Below are 20,804 nucleotides of genomic sequence, written 5' to 3'. Positions count from 1 at the left end.
CTCTTGCTAAATGTTTCAGAATTTGTAATTCTACATCCATTGCCCTACTTACCTTCCAGAGTTTTTTCTTTTAATCCTTTTATTCAGAATACTCGGAAAGTGACAGAAGAGGGGTAAAAACTTAACTCAGTGGAATCGTTCATTGTAGAAAGTCGAGTCTTAGAGCATTTACTGACTGCCGTTGACTTCACACTTCATGAATTCCTGTTCGTCCAGCAAGACTCGCTACAATGGTTGCTAATTCAGAAGGTTCCACAGGTTTAGGGATGTGCATTTGAAATCCGGCAGCGATCGCTCGCATCCTATCTTCAGCCCTAGCGTATGCTGTTAGAGCAACAGCAGGAGTTCGTCCCCCCTCTTCTACGTTCAATGCCCGTACTCTACGAATCAATGTGTAGCCATCCTCTCCAGGCATCCCGATATCGCTCAATAGAACATCTGGTTTAAGAATTTTTATCGCTTCAATCGCTGAATCAGCCGATCCAACGGCACACACAGAAGCTCCGCACTGTTCCAATAGCGTTGTGACAAACACGCGCGAATCAACCTCATCGTCTACGACGAGTATTTGTAAGCCATCTAACGAAGGCGGATTGTTAAATGAAACTCCCCTCCCAACCGTTGGGTGTACCCGCTGTCCCTCACTTGTCTCCATACGGACAGGCATCAGAGGAAGCTTTACGATAAATGTCGCTCCCTGCCCCTCGCCTTGACTTTCTGCACGAACTGTGCCACCGTGTAGCTCTACCAAGTGGCGTACAATCGCTAGACCAAGACCAAGTCCACTGTATGACCGGGTAATAGAACTATCAGCTTGACGAAAGCGGTCGAAGACATAGGGCACAAAGTCAGAGTTAATGCCAAGTCCTGTATCGATTACTGTTATTTCAACATGGGAGTTAATCCGTTCGAGGCGAACCTGAACTCGCCCTTCTTTAGGTGTGAACTTGATTGCATTGGATAATAGATTCCAAATTATCTGCTGTAAGCGGTCTGAGTCACCGGCAACCGGGCCTGCTGCCGGATCGACTACACTTTGGAGTCGAATAGCCTTAGCATCAGCCGCCGGACGGACGGTATCAACCGCCGCCTCAACAACCAAAGCCAGCTCAATTGGGCGGACATTTAGGCGTAACTTGCCCTGAATGATGCGGGAAACATCCAGCAAATCCTCCACCAGCTGAGCTTGTGCCCTAGCACTGCGTTCAATGGTCTCCATCGCCCGCGCAGTAGTCGCCTCGTCAAATTTGCGGGTATTGAGTAATTGAACCCACCCTAGCATTGCGTTGAGGGGCGATCGCAGTTCGTGAGACAGTGTTGCCAAAAACTCATCCTTCATGCGGTTTGCTGACTCCGCCGCAGTGCGTGCTTCCTGTTCGGCAACGAGTAGTTGGTTGCGTTCATCTTCAACTTGCTTCCGTTCAGTGAAGTCACGCATGATTTTAGAAAAGCCTCGTAGCTGCCCAGTCTCATCTCGTAAGGGCGTTACGATGCCACTTGCCCAGAAACGGGTGGCGTCCTTACGCAGGTACCAGCGTTCATTTTCAGCACGACCTTCTATTACTGCCGTTTCCAGTTCTTGCTTGTCTGCACCGAGTTCTAGGTCTTCAGGTATATAGATAATTGAGGCAGACTGACCGAGGATTTCGGCTTCCTGATAACCGAAAATGCGCTCTGCTCCAATGCTCCAACGAATAACACGCCCGCCTGGGTCGATGAAGAAAATCGCGTAGTCCTTTACATTTTCTAATAACAAGCGAAACCGTTCTTCGCTGGTTCGCAGCGCTTCTGATGCCCACTTGCGATCTGTGATGTCAGCTACGATATACACGGCACCCGTAAAAACTCCACTCTCGTCGAACACGGGATCTGTGGTTACAGAAAACCATCGTTCACCACACCGTAGCTCCTCGTTCTCGCGACGACGGGTTTCTTGGACACGAGTTAAGGGAGTTACCTCGACGCAGCCCAGGATATCGTGCATTACCTCCTGATAAAAGCAACCCTCGATCTTTCCGAACGGTTTTTTCAGAAGATTCGTCATGGCGCTGTTAGTTCGCAAGATTCTGCCACGGTGATCTAGTAAACAAACACCATCCTTCATGGCATTGAATGTCGTTTGCCACTCTTTCGCCAAAGCCATTGCCGATTCTTCAGCTTCTCGGATGCGGAGCAAAGCTTTCACAGTAGCGAGCAACTCGATTGGCTCCACCGGCTGGGCTAGATAGCCATCTGCACCACTCTCTAACCCTTGTGCCTTGTCTTTACTCTCGACAAAACTAGCAGACAGATGCAGGACAGGAATAGAGGAAGTAGCAGGGTTTGCCTTGAGGCGGTGGCAGACCTCAAACCCATTAATATCAGGAAGCTGCACGTCAAGGATAATTAAGTCAGGCGGTTGCTGCGCTACTAATTGCAGACCCGTTTCGCCAGTAGCAGCCTCTTGAACCTTATACCCCTCTTTCCGAAGCATTCGACTGACGACATAGCGGTTCGTTTCATTGTCGTCTACGTGCAAGATCGTGATAAGGGTGCGGTCAGACATGAGCAGCCTCTCCAGGCTCTAGAACTAGCCCAGCTAAAAGAAGTGCTTCTCGGACAAGAGCGATCGCTTCTTCACGAGATGAGTTTTCTTTTGAGAGAATCGCTACTGTGCTTTCGACAAGTATCGAGCGTTCCTCTGGTTCAAGAAGCTTTGAAGTATTAATAATTACTGGAATATTTTTAGTAGCTGGATCGGCTTTCATCTGTTCCAAAACCTCGAACCCGCTCATATCTGGCATAACTAGGTCGAGAAAAATGCAAGAAGGATTTTCTAAGCGGGCGTGACGGATACCTTCGTCCCCTGAAGTTGCCTCAATTATCTTAAAATTAAAACATTTTTCACGAGTGCTGCGACCCGTAAAATCGGCTAAATATTGCTTTAGTAGATAGTGGGATGCTGGGTCATCGTCAATAATCAAAACTTTTTGTAAATGCTCTTGTTTGACTAAAGTATTAAGTTTTTCAAGAAGCGATAATCGTTCTACTGGTTTCACAAAAAAGGCATCTGCACCTAAAGCACGAGCTTTCTTTTCGTTGTCAATAACAGTGATAACAACGATCGGGATATCTCGTGTCGCAGCGTTTCCTTTCATCTCTGAAAGGAAATCCCAGGTATTTTGCTCCTCAAGCAAAATGTCTAATAGCACAGCTCGTGGCTCAAACATTTGAAATGCTTGTTTTACTTGCTTGAGCGATCGCGCTGGGATAATTTGATAGCTCGACCCCGCAAAATACTTCTCGTAAATGAACAGTGTCTCTGGGTTATCCTCTACAACTAATACTGGATAGCGAGTCGCATCTAACTGCAAAGGAGCATCCGGTTCAGATACCTCCTCTATATCACCCTCGCCCCGGTAAACGAGTGGTATGGTGGCGAAAAACGTGGAACCTACCCCTTGTAAGCTTTTGATGGAGACACTCCCTCCCAGTAACTCGGCTAACTTCCGCGAAAGGGGCAGTCCTAGACCTGTTCCTTTAACCCGCTTTTGAAGGTGAGAATTTACCTGAATAAATTCCTCAAAGATCCGTTCAGTATCCTCAGGCGCAATTCCGATACCTGTATCAGCCACCGAGAAGACGACAGTGTTTTTGTCCAGTTCAGCTCTGATGCGAACTTCACCTCTTTCGGTATATTTCAATGCATTAGAAATAAAATTTCTCAAAATTTGGGCAACCTTCCCCTCATCGCTGTAGAGTGGGGGAAAGCCAACAGGTTCTTCAAAAACAAGAGAAATTGAGGAATTATCACTAAGAAGTGGGCGCAGCATTCCTCGAAGAGTAGCGAATAGCTCGCTAACTTCAAACGCATTCGGATGAACCACAATTTTTCCTGCCTCGACCTTTGCCAAGTCCAAAAGGTCGTTCACCAACTCCGAGAGTCCTTCAGCCGATTGACGGATAAACGTCACTTGCTGTTCTTGATCGGGTGTCAATTCACCATCCATCCGATCTAGCAGCAGTCGAGAGAGAGACATAATCGAGTTGAGCGGCGTGCGAAACTCATGGCTCATATTAGAGAGGAAGCGAGTTTTAAGTTCATTGGCTCGCTGTAAAGAAACTGCTTTTTCGTCTAACTCGGCATATAATGCCACAACACCCCGATTAGTATCCTCTAGCTCGCGATTGACCTGCGCCAATTCAGCTTGACGCTTTTCGAGTTCTGCTAGAGTGCGAAGCAGTTCTTGGTTTTGTTGCTGAATTTCCTCAAAGGGATTTTGAGACCCTCGCATCGCCAACTCATCAGCAATTTGCGCCAAGCGCTTTGCTGTCAAGATCGGTGCCCGCTTTGGCAAGGTTTTTTCCATCAGCACCTCTGTTCCCTGCCCTGGCGTGGACGCGATATGAAACCGATCCATCAGCCGCTTGGTGCCAATAATGCCTAAACCCATTCCGGTTTTTGATTTATACTGCCCATCCAGAATGCTCTTCAGATTGGCGATACCCGGCCCTTGGTCACGAATGCATACCACCAAGCTCTGAGGCAATTCGCCTTCCACCCGAAACTCTATTTTTCCCCCACGGGTATATTGGAAGGCGTTGCGGGCAATTTCCGATACAGCAGTGGCAATGCGCGTCTGATCCTGAGAGTCAAACCCCAAAGCTTGAGCAATCTGGCGTGCCTGCTGACGGGTCATCACGACATCTTGCTCAAATCGTATTTCTATCGTAAGAAGATTGGTCATTGGTCAATTGCTAATGGCTAATCGCTTGTTATTTATTATTCATCAGCCCCTGCTGTACTCCTTTGGCCTTCAGTCTTCTTCGCGAGCAACCAGCACAGTGATGTCATCGCGACCTCGGTAGAAATCCCGGTACAAAACTCCAGCAATTAGGCTGGGATGTCTGGTTATGAGACCAGCATAGCGATCCAATCGCCACTGTGTACTCAACCCATCGGAATGCATCACCAAAAGCCCTCCTTGAGGCCACTGATAGACAAATTCCTGGATTTTACGGACTTCATGCCCCACTGTGCCATTGTGGGAAACCATGCTGTAGCTTCCTGCGGGAGAAAAAACGCTGCCAGCGATATTACCAACTCCAGCAAAACGAACGACAAGAGTTTTAAAGTCTACTTCTGCGATCGCTAAAGCAGCTCCACGAGTACTCCGCAGGGCTACGTGAGCCGCTTCAATAATCTCTGCGGGACTTTTGCGGACATTCTCTCGAAATATCTGAATGGCTTCTAAGGATGCCTGGGCGGCTAGAGGGCCGTGACCCAAACCATCTGCGACTAATAGCAGACTGCGACCGGGCTGTTGGTCGGTTGCCCACCCATCACCCGATACCTCCTCCCCTGCCATCGGCAGGCACACCACGCCAATCTCTAGATTGTTGGTCGATTGGTTTGCCACTTCTGGGCAAGCCCAGAGGTGACTTAATAAAGCTGTACCCACGTTGGGAACAGAATGAATCTCAAAAAAAGCAGAAAGGCGGCTAACTGCCCCCAAACCATTTCCAGGCGTCCCTGCTGTAGAAAAACCGTCGCGCAGACACTCCTGGATATTGCTGATCCCTGGCCCTTTGTCCAAGGCTAGGATTTCTATACCCGTTATCTCGTTTTTGCTTAAAGGCTGTAGCAGCAACAGACCGTCTTTAGCGTGCAGAACCAGGTTATTGGCGATCTCAGTAACGACAATACCAACCTGCCCCCGCTCAGTTTCGTTGAAGCCGAGACGAGTCGCGATCGCGAGGGCTATTCGTCTCGCTTCACCAGCCTGACTAGACTCTAAAATGGGTAAGGCGACGGGAGCATTCATAATTAACTCACTTCCACTTTGTAATAGTGACTTTTGTGCCTTCTCCGACACGGGAAACGATATTGAATTCGTTCACCAGGCGCTTTGACCCACTCAAACCCATCCCCAGCCCGTTTCCGGTTGTGAAGCCATCTTTTAGCGCCAGATCGATATCCGGAATTCCTGGCCCACTGTCTTCAAAAGTTAGCCGCAGACCCCGACGGAGTCCCTCCTCTAGGGCTTCGAGTTGCACCGTCCCGCCGCCGCCATAGTCCAGGGTGTTGCGTGCCAGCTCGCTCGCCGCTGTCACGATTTTAGTCTGGTCTATTAGGCTAAAACCCAGTCCTAGGGCAAACTGACGCACGGCTTGCCGTACTAGGACAACGTCTGCCGAAGACTGGATGCTTATCGTTTCAGACCTCTGCAAGACCATCTATGCTCCCCCTAGGAGAAGCCTCCAACGATTTATGCAGGAGGGACATTCCCTTTTCAACGTTTAAGGATGTGCGAATGCCGGTTAAGGAGAGTCCCAACTCTACTAAAGTGATGGCGACTGCTGGCTGCATACCTACAACAACCGTTTCAGCATCAAGTACTCGCGACATCTTGGCAATATTTCCCAGTATCCGTCCAATAAAAGAATCAACGATCTCCAGTGCTGAAATATCTATCAGCACACCACGGGCACTTGTTTGGCTAATGCGGTCGGTCAGGTCATCTTGCAAAGCGATCGCTAGGCGATCGTGCATATCAACCTGAATCGTCACTAGCAGGAATTCACCCATTTGTAATATGGGGATACGTTCCATAAAACTCCTTAAGTGCGTGTTTGGGCGCGAGAGATCGTGGCTCCAGTTCGCTTCAGCGCCAAAGCAAATGCGTCGCATAGAGAAGCCTTGGTGATCACATCAGCCAGATCCACGCCCAAGTAGACAATCGTTTGAGCAATCTGGGGCCGAATCCCGCTCAGGATGCAATCAGCGCCCATTAGACGAGCCGCAGTGACTGTCTTAAGTAAGTGCTGAGCGGTGAGAGTATCAACGGTGGGCACTCCCGTAATATCGATGATGGCGACTTCCGAACCCGTCTCTACAATCTTCTGTAAGAGGGACTCCATCATCACTTGGGTGCGGGCGCTATCAAGGGTGCCAATGATAGGTAGGGCTAAAATGCCTTCCCACAGTTTCACGACCGGCGTTGAAAGTTCCATCAGCTCCTCTTGTTGGCGCAAGATCACTTCCTCGCGAGCTTTCTGATAGCTCTCAGTTGTCCAGAGACCAAGCTTGTCCAACAGAGTCGTAACTGACCAAATCTCTTCCAGAAGGCTTTCGCTATCCTGTGCAAGTTCTAGGCGCAAGCGGCTGAACAAAGGTTGCTTCAAAGAGAAAACAAAAGTTGCGGTTTCTGTTGGCGTGAAGCCTTTCTGGCTGCGCGATCGCGAAATCGAGCCAAGCATCTCGCGCACGCTACGCCATTCAGTCGATTTAATGTCGGTGAAGTTACCTTGCTGGACAGATGCCGAGAACAAGTCCAGGAATTCTCTGCATTCTTCACGCAGCTCTATTTCCTTAATTAGGTCTTTGCGGATACCAGCAGTTATTTGCTCTGAGATCCAGTCTGTTAGCAGTTGGGATTGATCGGTTTGGAGAATTTTCGGAATCTTACTTTTGCCGCTCAAGTTCATATTAACGGCCCCTTGTTTTAGCCTGTATTTGGCAAATTATTGTACAAGTCAACGATTTAGGCTTTTCGGCTAACTAGCTCAGTGGAGCCATTGAACAGCTTTCGTTGCGAGAATCCCTAGATGTACTTTTTTATCGTTAAGAAAATCTAGTTGACGAACTAGGCAGTATGAGGTAGTCCCTGAAAGGCTGATTGACCAAGATTAATTATAAGGATAAGGCGGGACAAAATAAGTACGTGTTACCGAAGTTTCACCGTCACGTTCCTACGCTTATGGTTCGCCCTAAAATCTGCAAGCCAGCCTAGAAATCATACCCATCATCTAGGCTAAAGGTTGCTGAGTGCGTCCTGTTGCGTTGCGTAATCAACTGTAATTGAACCAAGGCGATCGCGCGAAGGCACCCTATAAACTGCTCTGTGACAGTTACACAAGTCCTAAGCAAGTATCTTCACGTCTTCGCACTCGCTACAAGTCCTCTATTGAGAACTTTTGTGCTAAAGCAGCAGTGAGAGTCAGGAAGTTTTGAGAATCTCGAATTGTTAATTGCAGAGGATGAGTGGGAAAAATATTAGTAACCCACTTGCTTATCCACTACATTTCGCAGCGGTAAACCAGCTTGATAGCGGCTCAAATTCTCCAAAAACAGTTCTAAGGATCGCTGGTAAGTTTGTGGCGAATCTGCCGAACAGTGGGGTGAAATAAAGACGTTAGGCAGAGACCAAAAAGGACTATCTGGCGGTATGGGTTCTGCGGAAAAAGTGTCTAATGCAGCGCCTGCAATCCAGCCTTCTCGAAGAGCAGTCAGCAATGCAGCTTCATCGACGATTGCACCTCTAGCAATATTAATGAAAAAGGCAGATGGACGCATGGCTTGAAAAACTGCTGCGTCCATCGTGCCTTTCGTCTCCGGTGTCAAAGGTGTGCTAACGACGACATAATCAGCTTCCGGAAGCAGCGATCGCCATTCGGTTGCACTCACGACTTTGTCAAACTCCGGTAGCGGTTCGGGATGGCGACGGCTACCCCAAACTCTCATTCCAAAAGATGACGCACGTTGCGCGATCGCGACGCCAATACTTCCCGCACCAATAATTAGCAAGGTTGCATCCTTCAACTCTTTCAGTGTTATGCCTCTCCCCCAATTACGTTCAGCTTGAAACGCTTGTAGTTGAGGTAAATTCTTCGCATGATAGAGCATAAACATCAGGACAAATTCCGCAATCGGAATTGCATGAACCCCTGCGCCATTCGTGAGCGTAATCTCCCGTTCCAAAAACGTTGGTGTCAGAATGTGATTTACCCCGGCACTAGGGGTGTGTTGCCAACGCAGCGCGGGTGCAGCCGCGAGAACTTTATGCAAAGTAGTTGGTTTTAGCAGAATCCAGTTGAAATAAACTTCAGCATCGCTGGCATCGCCGTCAAGATTGCCCTCACTATCCACACGTACCACCTGTAAATTGGGAGGTAAACGCGGCTCGATATCAGATGCAATTTCGGTAGGGATTATTAGTTTCATATTTGGTCTGATATCGGAACGAATTTGCCATCCATCGCGTGATAGCAGATGGTTTGGTGAATTCTGGACTATGTATGCAGGAAGTGGGGGGAAGTGACGACACGCAAGGGTTTTGGTCTTTAGGCTGTTTTTGATTCAACCGCAGATGGTTTGGTAAGCTTGGGGCGGGAACCGCAAATAGTTTGGTGTAAACTCTCCGATATTGAGGAGAGTGATGTTTTCTGTCGTTGCAGAATTCTGCACGAAATTCGTTCTACTTAGTCTCCAGTAGAGTAGAGTGTGTACGCCAAACCATCTGCGATCGCGACTCAGGAACACCTAGTTTGAGATGTTAAGCGCTAGCTCTGTGGAACTTTGGGCAAAAGTTTCTTAGAATTTCAGGAACTTCCGCGAACATTTGGCAGATTGAATGGACGCACGGGAGGAGCAGCCGCTGCACCATAATTCACTCGGCAGCCAATATTCAATATGTTGGCTCCACACTCAAGTGGTACGACTTCGCCACCTAGCATGGCGCTACAGCTAACATAACCATCATTGTTCGTGTCCTTAATCATGCACTCAATCGGTGTGGCACGCGCATGGCTAGACCAAGACCTCATACCCATCCCTGCAATCATGTGCTGCCAAAAGAAACCGAGAACAAACAAGCCAAAAACAACAGCAATGACTGCCGTAGCGATAATCCCGACTCTGGTTTTCCAATTGCTGAGAATTCCTCCCGGCTTGAGTTGTGGAGAATTCTGTACGGTGGGAGCAGCATTGGTTTTTTCTGGTACTGGTTGAGTTTCAGACATGGTAATGCTTCTTTACTCAGTAAGCCGCCACTTTGAGTGGCTTACCTAAAGTCTACAAAATGGCGCAAAAATAGGGGTGCGATGTATAAAATCGAGTGGCAACAGAAAGAATCAAATTCTCTTGAGGATTTCTAGAGAGCGATCGCATCCCACTCTTACTTCTACTGAGTGTAGGGAATCTCTATCCGCAGAAGCATCTTTTCGCGTGGTTTCTTTTCCCCGTTAGTCTTTTTGGCAGTCATCACCGGCGACTGCATCGTAACGAATGCATCGTAACAACCATCATTGGATCATCCGCCGACAGAAAATTGAAATTTATCAGTTCCACGATGAGCGCTACGTTTTAGTTCAACAGAGCCAATTTTTCCCTAGATTTGACTTGAATGACATCTTTAGCGAGTGCATTTCTGAGGCAGACTAATTGGGATCTGGCGCGATTGATAAATTAAGCGATCGCTATCCTCACCAATGCTGAAATGCGATTGCTGCCTTTGGCGTAGATATTGGACGGAAGTGGGCGTTGGCTTACAAGAGCGTCAACCCAAGCTACGGCGGTAGGCGATCTCACTAAAAGTTTAAGGCAATTGTCATTGCATAGATTTAGGTATTAGTTTTAACTTTACAGCTAGATTTTTGACAGCTGGTTTAGATAAAACTAATTCTTGAATATTTTTTCGATCCCAACGAATAACATGAATATATGAATGAATCTTTTCCCAATCTGATATTTCATCTCTACAATTATTAGCTAAATGACTTGAAACAGCAATAACAAAAACTGAAGGCTTGAATTTTTCTGCCCAAGTAAATGCATTTGAAAGATGTACCCAGTTTACGCCTTTTTTAAAGTGCTTGGCTTCAATAAAGTAGAGTTCTTCTCTCTCTTCATCCAAGCCACCATTTATTTTGAACTTAGCCTCTATATCTCTGCCCTTACCACCTGTTCCAGTTCTCCAATCGATATAATTTGGATTATAAGACTTGACTAGTTCATACACAATTTCTTCAAATTGCTTGTCATTAATAGCAGTCCAATTAAATCCATTTGCTTTTGATTTTGATTGATTGCTTTGACGAATGTTATGTGTATTAACTTGGTAATCTCTTTTTGCACCGTGTCTATTCCATGCTTGAATTACTTCGGGAGCTTCGTAGCCACATTTCTTGATCCAATTACAGACTGTGCGCTCGCTAACACAACATATAGCAGCAATTTTATAGGTTGACCAGTTCAATTTCTCATCTTCACCCATTGCCTCTAGTAGGGATAGTACCTTCTTAACAGTCCTACCCTTATCGTCATTTTTGCGTGGATAAATATACGGGTTAGAATGAACATCTACTAGGATAGTCTTCTGTCCCGCTAATTCAGCAGCTTTCAAAAGATTAATACCGTAAATAAGTCTGTAATGCTTGCCATCAAAAAAGCATATAACTGATGGATAATCGTCACCATCTCGCATAACTTTGGCAAAACGTTTAATTATACATATATGTTGTTTTTCCTTAGATTCAATATCACTGTCAGTGCGAATCATATCTAATGAGACGGATATTTCTTCTGATTGCGTCATGGTAAGATATTTCTGCAAGATCAAATCTTGATAGTAATGTGTATGTTAACAAACAGGTAATTTGCCTCTATTTGCTCTTCTACCGTCTTAGTTGTTCTAACTTGAAAGCCTATTTTTACAGCATTTCCTGCCCTAACTCCTCAATAGGGCGTGTTCGACCATGCTCTATACTCTCTATTCCTCGTTTGATGCCTGTACTTGTCTCCATTTGAGAGAATGAGGAGCGATCGCACTCTGGTTAATCTTTCTTTTTTTTACCTTTTTCCTTTTCTTTGTCCTTGTGCTTTTTCTTTTTGTCTTTACCTTTACCTTCAGTTTGTTCGGCTGCTCGTAAAATCAAATTTCGAGCTACAGTTTGCGTACCCGTATGCTCGTAGTAATTGGTTGACATATCTAGGAATGCAGCTAGATAATCCAACTTACTATCAGCCGTATTCATAAACTGTTGTAAGTGCCCCAAAACATTTTCTTGTGTTAACCCGCGAGATGCAACAAAGTTATTCATCCAGCCGTTAACTGAGGCAAAACTCTCACCGATGAAGCCTAATTTTCCAGCCGTAGTACCGCCAGGGATTGCACTGTTGATACTCTGATAGGTCGTATTTCCTTCTAATTGCGAAGGATTGACCTGGCTAAGAATAGATTGAGCTTTGAGGATGAAGTTGGGGCCAAGCGGAATCAATCCATCAACAGCAACTAGCGCAGCCATTCGCATTATGGATTCGTTGTGATAGTTTCCTAAAGAAGTTCTAAATGCTTCAATGCTGGTAGGAATGCCGTGCAACCGACAAAAGGCAATCAACTCGACAACCAGCTTTAGGGACAAATCAATCGCTTGTACGGTATCCGCTTTGGGAGTAAGCTGGTTTAAAAAATTCAGAAAACTGATTTTCTCGCCAACTTTGTTCGCCAGTGCTGCTGCACCGATAGCGCTATCGGCACGATCAATTGTTTGGTAAAGCCATAAGGTTTGTTGATAACTCTGGGTTGGATCGTTGTACAGCGCGATCGCTCTCTCGCCAATCTCCTCAATCAGGTCTTTGTCGGTAACACCTGTCACCGCACGGATAGTGTTTTCAAACCCTACGACGTTTTGCCACTCACCGGGAACGACATAATCAAGCGATCGCAGCATATAAACGGTCATGCTGCTACTTGGCAGGTTATCTACTAATCTAGAAATAGATTGATTCATGAATTTAGCTCCTTTTTTCAGTAGATGTCTACTTCTTTTTAGCCTAATTTATAGGAAGAAGTGCTTTTTTTAAGTGACAGAATCAAGGTAAAATCGCTAGTGCTACCGCAACAAAGCCCATAAATTAGGTTGAGCATTGAAAACTTAACCGCTGTTTTGTTAAACTGCTGTCTGATTACAAATTACTCGTTATTACTACTGTTGCTTAATTAATGTTCGGAGTGAAAACCAAGCAATGGCAGCAAGGGGAAGGACAATACCCATACCAATGGCAGCCCCTTTTAAGCGTTGCATCCAGAGTAGAGTCATTTTGATACCAAACACTGTCACCACAGTGTTTGTCCATTCTTCTAGTTGATTAGGAGAACTGGTAGGAACCAGAACCATAATCGAAAAAAACAGTGCCAGATAGAAAGCTAATAACGCCGCTCCACCACCAACTAGCCCTAGAATGACTTTTTTGAGTATCTCAAGAACTTCTTCCATAATCTAAATACTCGAAATGAATCGGAAATCCGTCACGTCCCCTACGATAGCGAAGATCGTACAAAAGCGATCGCGCTTTCCCAATTAACGGTCTGATGAAGCAGGGAGCGGATAAATAGCTCTTTTATAGTCCGAATTTCTTGTTCTTGGAGGTGCTTCGCCAAATGCGCCGCATAGGAGGGTCTATTCGTTACAGAAGTCGTTGCGAACCAGCGGTCAATTAAGGCTGGTGTAATATGCATAGAGGTTTGCGATCGCTCCTCAGTTACTTCAACCACCAATCCCGCCGACTCGAAAGCTTTTCTCAAATCAAACGCATCCCAGTTGACCATTGGATCTGACATGTCGCTGTAAATTGCCTCTTCCGCTGCCACTAATCGCTGGTATAAGTCGGCATTGGGTTTCGACTTTTCGAGCAAACGATAAAGTCGTTGCGTGTGGCGTGGCACTGTTTCTGCAAGTACCAAAACGCCCGACTGTTGCAGTAATTGGGCTAACCATTTGGCTGCTGCTGCTTTATCCGGTTCGTGGATAAGTGCATTGCGCCCGATGATGCAGTCAAATCGGATATCAGAGGATTGGGCAGCTAAAACCTTTGGCAATTGGGTTAAGGTAGCACTCAATAGGACGGGACGATTGAGTTCTGGAAGCGCTACCACTTGCTCTTGGAGTGCCTTTGCTTCATCAGCAGTGCGAGTACAGGCATAAACGCCACCTTCTGGCACGCGACGCAAAGCTTCAAAGGTGAGTAAACCACTCCCGGCATTTAAGTCCAAAATGACATGGTGACGCTGAAGTTGAGCAAGTGTGAAAATGCGATCGCGTATCCCTCCAAGTTGCTCGCCAATCTGACTCAACGTGCGCTGCAACCAACGGTCAACTGTGCGGTCAGTCGGGCCTGTTGTTAGCACTTCCACGGGTGAGATAAAAACACCTTCTGCCACTGCTTCCAACTGTGCTTCCCGATGACGCGCCACCTGCGTCTTAATTTCTCCTTCAAATCCCTGTGTTGAAGGTTGATAAAACACCTGTCCCTGCAAACTACTCGGTAAATACTGTTGTGCTACCCAGTGGTCGCGGTAGGCGTGAGGATAAAGATAGCCTGCACCATGTCCCAATCCTTTCTTGTCCCGGTTGGCATCCTTGAGGTGATTGGGTACCTCTGCCTCCCGTTCCTTTTCAACCACCGCTAGCGCATCAAAAAATCCCATCGTGCTGTTAGATTTGGGCGCATTGGCGAGATAAAGCGTGGCTTGAGCCAAGTGATAGCGTCCTTCTGGCATCCCCACCCACTCAAAGGCACTGGCGCAGGCATTTACAACAACTAAGGCATTGGGGTCAGCGAGTCCCACATCTTCACTGGCTAAAATTAACATTCGCCGGAAAATGAAGCGGGGGTCTTCCCCGGCATAAACCATTTTTGCTAGCCAATATAAAGCTGCATCCGGGTCGGAACCGCGCAAACTTTTGATAAAGGCACTAATCGTATCGAAGTGGGCGTCTCCTTCCTTGTCATAGAGTACAGCCCTCTGCTGAATCGATTCCTCCGCGACAGATAGCGTAATGCGAATCGTTCCAGTTTCGTCGGGGGGTGTGGTTTCGACGGCTAATTCCAAGGCATTGAGTAAGGAACGGGCATCACCGTTAGCGACATTGACCAAATGTGCGATCGCATCCGGCTCTAAGATTACAGATAGCTGACCATAACCGCGTTCTGAGTCAGCGAGTGCCTGTTCGAGGACGCGGCGTAAGTCAGCTTCATTGAGAGGTTTAAGCTGAAAGATGCGGGAACGGCTGACAAGAGCTTTGTTAACTTCAAAATAGGGATTTTCTGTGGTTGCACCAATCAGAATCACCGTCCCATTTTCCACCCAAGGAAGCAGGGCGTCCTGTTGAGATTTATTGAAGCGATGAACCTCGTCAACAAAAAGAATTGTGCGCTGAGTGTGTTCTTTTTGGCGTTTTTGAGCGGTAGCGATCGCATCCCGAATTTCTTTTACCCCAGAAAGGACGGCATTAATCGCAATGAAGTGAGCGCGGGTGGTATTGGCGATAATCCGAGCCAGAGTTGTTTTCCCCGTACCCGGTGGACCAAAAAAAATCAGGGAAGAAAGCTGGTCAGCTTGAATCGCACGGCGTAACAAACGCCCGGAGCCTAGGATGTGGTCTTGCCCGATAAACTCATCAAGAGTACGTGGGCGCATCCTCGCAGCCAGGGGTGCATCTTTTTCCACTAATTGTTGGCTATGCTGGTCGAACAAGCCTCTCTTCACCCGCTAGGAATTGCCATCTGTCAGTATAGACTAACCCATTCGACCTCCCCAGAAATTAGATTTCGGCTCAAGTCGCAAAAAGGTTTCTGGCTCTTTGAGAGTCGTCACGTTTCGTCGAAACTGTTGCCGAACACTTGCGTAATTTGCATGAGTTTAGCGCTAAAGGAAGGAACGCTAGCCCGATTCTCGTAGGTACCATCCGTATCCGTATTCCCTCTCTCCAAAGCATCTCTCTTAAGACGGATTCTCCTGACGTAGCGACTCAGATTGAATAGAGAAGACCGTGTATGTATACGGATGGCTGTTCATGAAGCGCGACGGCACAGGCAAGTTTGTTAGCAATTGGAACTCAGAGACGAAACAACGGGTTAGCCTATCTCTCACCGATACAGCATGGCGATCGCTCGATCAAGAGGCTCACAGGCGAGGAATTTCTCGCTCTGAAGTCATTGAACGCTTTGCCCGCACTCTTGAAAGCGAACAGTTGTTCCCTGCCCAAGAAACTGAACACAAGGTTGCAACGATTCTAGAAAGCATTACAGATGCTTTTGTCGCCTTCGATCGCGACTGGCGCTACACCTACGTGAATCGGGCGGCGGCTCAAATCCTGCACAAAACGCCAGAAGAGTTATTGGGCAAGGACGTTTGGAATGAGGTTTTTCCTGAGTTGGTCGGTGGCATTGCATATCGGGAACTACATCGGGCAGTGGCACAACAGGTTCCTGTTTCGTGGGAAGAATTTGGGGAACCGATCCAGTGTTGGATAGAGGCGAATGCCTATCCCTCGACGGCAGGGGTAGCCATTTATTTTCGAGATGTTAGCGATCGCAAGCAAGCGGAGGCAGAACGAGAACGGTTGTTGCACGAGCTTGAAATTGAACGCGCCCGATTTGAAGCCGTATTGCGACAAATGCCTGCTGGAGTCATGATTGCTGATGCGGCATCCGGTAAGTTAGCTCTGGCGAACGAACAAACCAAGCAAATTGTTGGGTATGGTTACGAACAGTTGCTTGAGCTTGAGGAATATGCACCCCTGATTCCCTGTGAAATCTTTCGCTTAAATGGTCAGCTCTATGCCCCTCATGAGTATCCATTGGTGCGATCGCTAAAAACAGGTGAGATCGTTACCAACGAACAGATAGAAATTCATCGAGATGATGGTAGCCGCGTCTTCATTAACGTCAACTCAGCACCGATTTTAGATAACCAGGGACAGATTATTGCAGCCGTCGTTATCTTCAAAGACGTGACCGATTACAAACAAATTGAACAGGCATTCCGAGAAAGCGATGAACGCCTGCAATTAGCACTGACGGCGGCTCAAACGGTTGTCTGGGATATGGATTTGCAGAGCAATCGAGTGGTGTGTTCTGCTAATGCTCTAGACTTTTGGGGTCTTTATGAAGGGACGGGAGAAGAGTTTGTTGCGCTCATTCATCCAGACGATCGACAACAGGTGATCCAAGCGACGGCAGGGGCAATGGCTGGAGAACAGCCCTACACACCGGAGTATCGAGTAATTTGTCCAGACGGCGTTGTGCGCTGGCTCAACAGTCAGGGGCAAGTCTATCGGGATGAGACGGGACGAGGAGTTCGCATGATTGGCGTTTCGGTTGACATCACCCAACGCAAACAAATGGAAGCGGAGCGCGATCGCCTTTTAAAACGAGAACAATCTGCCCGACTCGAAGCCGAAACCGAACGCCAGCGGTTGCATGACATCCTGATGCAATTGCCTGCCATGATTGGAATTGTGAAAGGTTCCGATCTTATATATGAATTTGCCAATCCAACCTATCTGCAAGTGGCTGGGCGCACTTCAGATATTATCGGCAAATCAATGCGGGACGTTTTCCCGGAGCTAGAGGGGCAAATTTACTTTGAAGCGCTCGATCGTGTTTACCGAACGGGAGAACCGTTCATTGGAAATGAGTCGCCTGCTTACTGGGATCGAAACAGCAATGGTGTGTTGGAAGAAGGATTTTTCAACTGCATCTTTGCGCCTTGGCGGGATGCGGAGGAAACCATTCAGGGCGTGTTGGTTTATAACATGGACGTGACAGCCCAGGTGCGGGCAAGGCAACAGATTGAGTCACTGCTGGCAGAGCTACAGGAAAAAGAACGACAGCAGCAGTTTCTGATTGAACTGAATGATGCGATTCGTGCCATTCAAGACTCGAAGGAAATTATGTGGCGGGTGGTTCGCTCCGCAGGAGAGCACTTCAATGTCACTCGCTGTACCTACGGTGAAATTGATTCCACTCAGGAATACGTCATCGTCGATCGCGACTATTGCAATGGTGTCATCAGCATCGTCGGTAGCCATCATATGGATTCCTTTGGTCGTGAACTCATTGCTGAATTAAAGCAGGGCAAAACTATTGTCGTAGACGATGTCGATCGCGATCCTCGGACAACCGGAGTTGGGGCGGCTGCCTTTGATGCAATTCAAACTAAATCTCTCGTGTGTGTTCCATTGGTGAAAGAAGGGCGATTTGTTGCATTGTTGGTGTTGCACCATGTGGCTCCCCGGCGCTGGACGGAGGAAGATGTGGTACAGATGGAGCGAATTGCTCAAAAAACCTGGCTAGCCGTAGAGCGATCGCGGGCAGAAGAACAATTGCGAGAAAGTGAAGCTCACCTGCAACTCGCCTTGAAGGTGGGACGCATGGGAACGTGGGACTGGGACATCCAGACCGATGCATTGCTTTGGTCAGAAGGCCACTTCACCGTCCTGGGTCTACAACCGAATGAATGCGAACCCAGCCATGAAGTTTGGGCAAGTCGGGTTCATCCCGATGACCTAGCAGAAGCTGAGGCGAAATTTCAGCAAGCGATAGCCCAAAAGAAAGAGTATCACCATGAATATCGCCTACGTTGGTCAGATGGCTCGGTTCACTGGGTGGAAGCGAGAGGAAAGTTTACTTATGATGTTCAGGGAAATCCCAAGCACTCGATTGGTGTCGTCATAAATATCACAGAACGCAAGCAAGCGGAAGAGGCGTTGCGTCAAGCGCTACAAAAGCTCAACTTCCATGTTGAAAACTCTCCAATGGCAGTGGTTGAATGGGATCGAGACTTTCGAGTCATTCGGTGGTCTGTTGGTGCAGAGCGCATTTTGGGCTGGAAAGCCGAAGAAATCCTGGGCAAATCTTTAACAGAGATACCTTTTGTCTTTGAGGAAGACCTGGAACCAGTTGCTGAAGTCTGCCAACGGCTGGTCTATGGTGAAGAACCCCATATTTTTTCATACAACCGCAATTACACGAAAGATCGCAACATTGTGCATTGCGAGTGGTATAACTCCAGTCTCAGGGACGAATCGGGACGGATGATTTCGGTGTTATCGCTTGTGCTGGATGTGACGGAGCGCAAGCAAGCAGAACAAGAACGAGAACAACTGTTAGAACGCGAACGCCTTGCCCGTTCTCAGACAGAAGCCGCACAGCGCCAACTGGAAACTATTTTTGAAACATCACCCATTGGACTTGCTCTGTTAGATGAAAAGCAGCGATTTATTGCCATCAACGAAGCATTAGCAGAAATTAATGGATTAAGCCGCGAGCAACACTTAGGACATTCCATTCCAGAACTTTTTGGGCAATTCGATCCCAAATTAGTTGAAGTCTTTCATCAGATCTACACCACAGGAAATCCCTTTATTTCACCGAACTTTGCGGTGAATGTTCCCGGACGCAGCGATCGCCGTCCCGGTTATTACAACGTTTACTATCTTCCGACTGTTAACTCAAATGGTCAGGTAGAAGGGGTTTTAATTTATGTAGTCGATGTGACTGAACGCGTCAGGTTAGAGCTTGCCCAACGCTTTCTCTCTGAGGCAAGTGCGGTGCTTGCATCCTCACTCGATTATCAAACGACTCTAGAGCGAGTCGCGCAGCTTACAGTGCCGGAATTAGCGGACTGGTGTACGGTTCACATGATAGAAGAGGAGGGTGCGATCGAGCAGATTGCAGTTGCTCACATCGACCCTGCCAAGCTGGAATGGGCCTATCAGATTAGAGACAAGTATCCTATAAACCCCGATGACCCTCGCGGTGCTGCATTTACATTGCGAACTGGGGAATCTGATTTGGTGCCGGAGATTCCCGATGAACTGTTGGTACAGGCAGCGCGTGATTCAGAGCATTTAGAGATTCTACGGCAGGTGGGATTCAGATCGGTAATGACGGTGCCACTACGAACTCAGGCACGAATTCTAGGGGTTATCTCCTTTATCGCCGCCGAATCTGAACGACAGTATACCCCGGCAGATTTGCAACTAGCAGAGGAATTGGCTCGTCGTGCTTCCTTGGCGATTGACAATGCTCAGTTGTACCGGGCGGCTCAAAGCGATCGCGCAAAAGCAGAAACCGCTAACCGGATTAAAGACGAATTTTTAGCGGTGTTGTCCCACGAGTTGCGATCGCCTCTCAATCCGATTCTGGGCTGGACAAAATTGCTCCGAACTGGGCGACTCGATGCCACAAAAACGCAGCAAGCCCTGGAAACGATCGAACGCAACGCCAAGCTGCAAGCCCAATTAATTGAGGACTTGTTGGATGTTTCCCGCATTCTGCAAGGAAAAATGACGTTAAACGTCGCTCCCGTAAATCTAGCAGGAACGATTGAAGCCGCCCTAGAAACGGTACGACTAGCAGCCGAAGCCAAACACATTCAAATCCAGACTATATTTAATCCCGTTTCAGGAACGGTTTTAGGCGATACGAATCGCCTGCAACAAGTAGTCTGGAACCTCCTTTCCAATGCCGTGAAGTTCACCCCAAGCGGAGGACGAATCGAAGTGCGACTAGAGCAAGTTGGCACGTATACTCAGATTCAAGTCAAAGATACTGGAAAAGGCATCAGTCGAGACTTCTTACCCTATGTGTTTGACTACTTCCGTCAAGAAGATGGGACAACGACCCGACAATTCGGCGGATTGGGATTGGGACTAGCGATCGTCCGTCATTTTACCGAACTGCATGGAGGAACCGTTCAAGCAGACAGCTTAGGACAAAACTTAGGGGCTACATTTACCATCCGGCTCCCGTTAAACCTCGTTGAGCCGGAACCCTCTTCCGATCGCAGGCATTCAGAAAGTGCGACAGACTTAGCAGGTGTTCGGGTCTTGGTTGTGGACGACGATGCAGATATGCGGGAGTTGGCAGCATTCACCCTGACGCAATCTGGTGCAGAAGTTACGACAGCCGCTTCGGGTGTACAGGCATTGACCCACCTGAATCAATCTGTCCCCGATCTGTTGTTATGTGACATTGGGATGCCAGAGATGGATGGTTATGCGCTGATTCGGCAAATTAGAAAGTGGTCGCCCCAACAGGGAGGCACGATTCCTGCGATCGCACTTACTGCCTATGCTGGAGAAATCAATCAGCAGCAAGCCTTAGCTGCCGGATTTGGGATGCACATCTCGAAGCCTGTCGAACCGGAAGAATTGGTGCAAGCGATCGCCCGTTTGCTAAGACGCTGAATGATTTG

Annotated in this window: 13 protein-coding genes; 1 reads left to right on the top strand and 12 read right to left on the bottom strand. The window is 47.6% G+C overall.

The window, feature by feature from the left end:
- Positions 1 to 187: 187 nt before the first annotated feature.
- The 12 genes from H6F52_RS00625 to H6F52_RS00565 all read right to left on the bottom strand — a co-directional run bounded on the left by H6F52_RS00625 (position 188) and on the right by H6F52_RS00565 (position 15,296).
- Complete coding sequence (locus H6F52_RS00625) at positions 188 to 2,545, bottom strand: response regulator (protein ID WP_190531220.1); 2,358 nt, start codon at positions 2,543 to 2,545, stop codon at positions 188 to 190.
- Positions 2,538 to 4,727 (bottom strand): ATP-binding protein, encoded by a 2,190-nt coding sequence (locus H6F52_RS00620; protein WP_190531218.1) that lies wholly within the window; start codon positions 4,725 to 4,727, stop codon positions 2,538 to 2,540. The genes H6F52_RS00625 and H6F52_RS00620 overlap by 8 nt, the downstream gene beginning before the upstream one ends.
- 69 nt (positions 4,728 to 4,796) lie before the next feature.
- Positions 4,797 to 5,804, bottom strand: a complete 1,008-nt coding sequence (locus H6F52_RS00615) for an ATP-binding SpoIIE family protein phosphatase (protein ID WP_190415967.1) — start codon at positions 5,802 to 5,804, stop codon at positions 4,797 to 4,799.
- Positions 5,805 to 5,811: 7 nt separating this feature from the next.
- Positions 5,812 to 6,216, bottom strand: a complete 405-nt coding sequence (locus H6F52_RS00610) for an anti-sigma regulatory factor (RefSeq protein ID WP_190415968.1) — start codon at positions 6,214 to 6,216, stop codon at positions 5,812 to 5,814.
- Positions 6,197 to 6,592: an STAS domain-containing protein gene (locus H6F52_RS00605; RefSeq protein ID WP_190531216.1), complete on the bottom strand. Its 396-nt coding sequence runs from the start codon at positions 6,590 to 6,592 to the stop codon at positions 6,197 to 6,199. The genes H6F52_RS00610 and H6F52_RS00605 overlap by 20 nt, the downstream gene beginning before the upstream one ends.
- An 8-nt stretch (positions 6,593 to 6,600) precedes the next feature.
- The gene (locus H6F52_RS00600) at positions 6,601 to 7,467 is read right to left on the bottom strand and encodes an STAS domain-containing protein (RefSeq protein ID WP_190531214.1); all 867 of its coding nucleotides are present in this window, start codon (positions 7,465 to 7,467) and stop codon (positions 6,601 to 6,603) included.
- Positions 7,468 to 8,035: 568 nt separating this feature from the next.
- Positions 8,036 to 8,983, bottom strand: a complete 948-nt coding sequence (locus tag H6F52_RS00595; RefSeq protein WP_190531212.1) for a D-2-hydroxyacid dehydrogenase — start codon at positions 8,981 to 8,983, stop codon at positions 8,036 to 8,038.
- A gap of 377 nt (positions 8,984 to 9,360) precedes the next feature.
- Positions 9,361 to 9,780 (bottom strand): hypothetical protein, encoded by a 420-nt coding sequence (locus H6F52_RS00590; RefSeq protein WP_190415972.1) that lies wholly within the window; start codon positions 9,778 to 9,780, stop codon positions 9,361 to 9,363.
- Positions 9,781 to 10,367: 587 nt separating this feature from the next.
- Positions 10,368 to 11,354, bottom strand: a complete 987-nt coding sequence (locus H6F52_RS00580) for a restriction endonuclease (protein ID WP_190415974.1) — start codon at positions 11,352 to 11,354, stop codon at positions 10,368 to 10,370.
- Between the two features lie 238 nt (positions 11,355 to 11,592).
- Positions 11,593 to 12,549 (bottom strand): hypothetical protein, encoded by a 957-nt coding sequence (locus H6F52_RS00575; RefSeq protein ID WP_190531208.1) that lies wholly within the window; start codon positions 12,547 to 12,549, stop codon positions 11,593 to 11,595.
- Positions 12,550 to 12,744: 195 nt separating this feature from the next.
- Entirely contained in the window at positions 12,745 to 13,035 is a 291-nt protein-coding gene (locus H6F52_RS00570; RefSeq protein WP_190531206.1) for a hypothetical protein, read from the bottom strand.
- Positions 13,036 to 13,076: 41 nt separating this feature from the next.
- On the bottom strand, positions 13,077 to 15,296 hold the full coding sequence (locus H6F52_RS00565; RefSeq protein WP_190531204.1) for an AAA family ATPase: 2,220 nt from the start codon (positions 15,294 to 15,296) through the stop codon (positions 13,077 to 13,079).
- A gap of 319 nt (positions 15,297 to 15,615) precedes the next feature.
- Between H6F52_RS00565 and H6F52_RS00560 the strand changes: the two genes are divergently transcribed.
- Positions 15,616 to 20,796 carry a PAS domain S-box protein gene (locus H6F52_RS00560; protein WP_190531228.1) on the top strand — a complete coding sequence of 1,727 codons (5,181 nt, stop codon included), beginning with the start codon at positions 15,616 to 15,618 and terminating at the stop codon, positions 20,794 to 20,796.
- Positions 20,797 to 20,804: the final 8 nt, after the last annotated feature.

It is taken from the genome of Coleofasciculus sp. FACHB-542, assembly GCF_014695825.1.
GTDB lineage: Bacteria > Cyanobacteriota > Cyanobacteriia > Cyanobacteriales > FACHB-T130 > FACHB-T130.
This window is presented reverse-complemented; position numbering and strand designations above follow the sequence as displayed.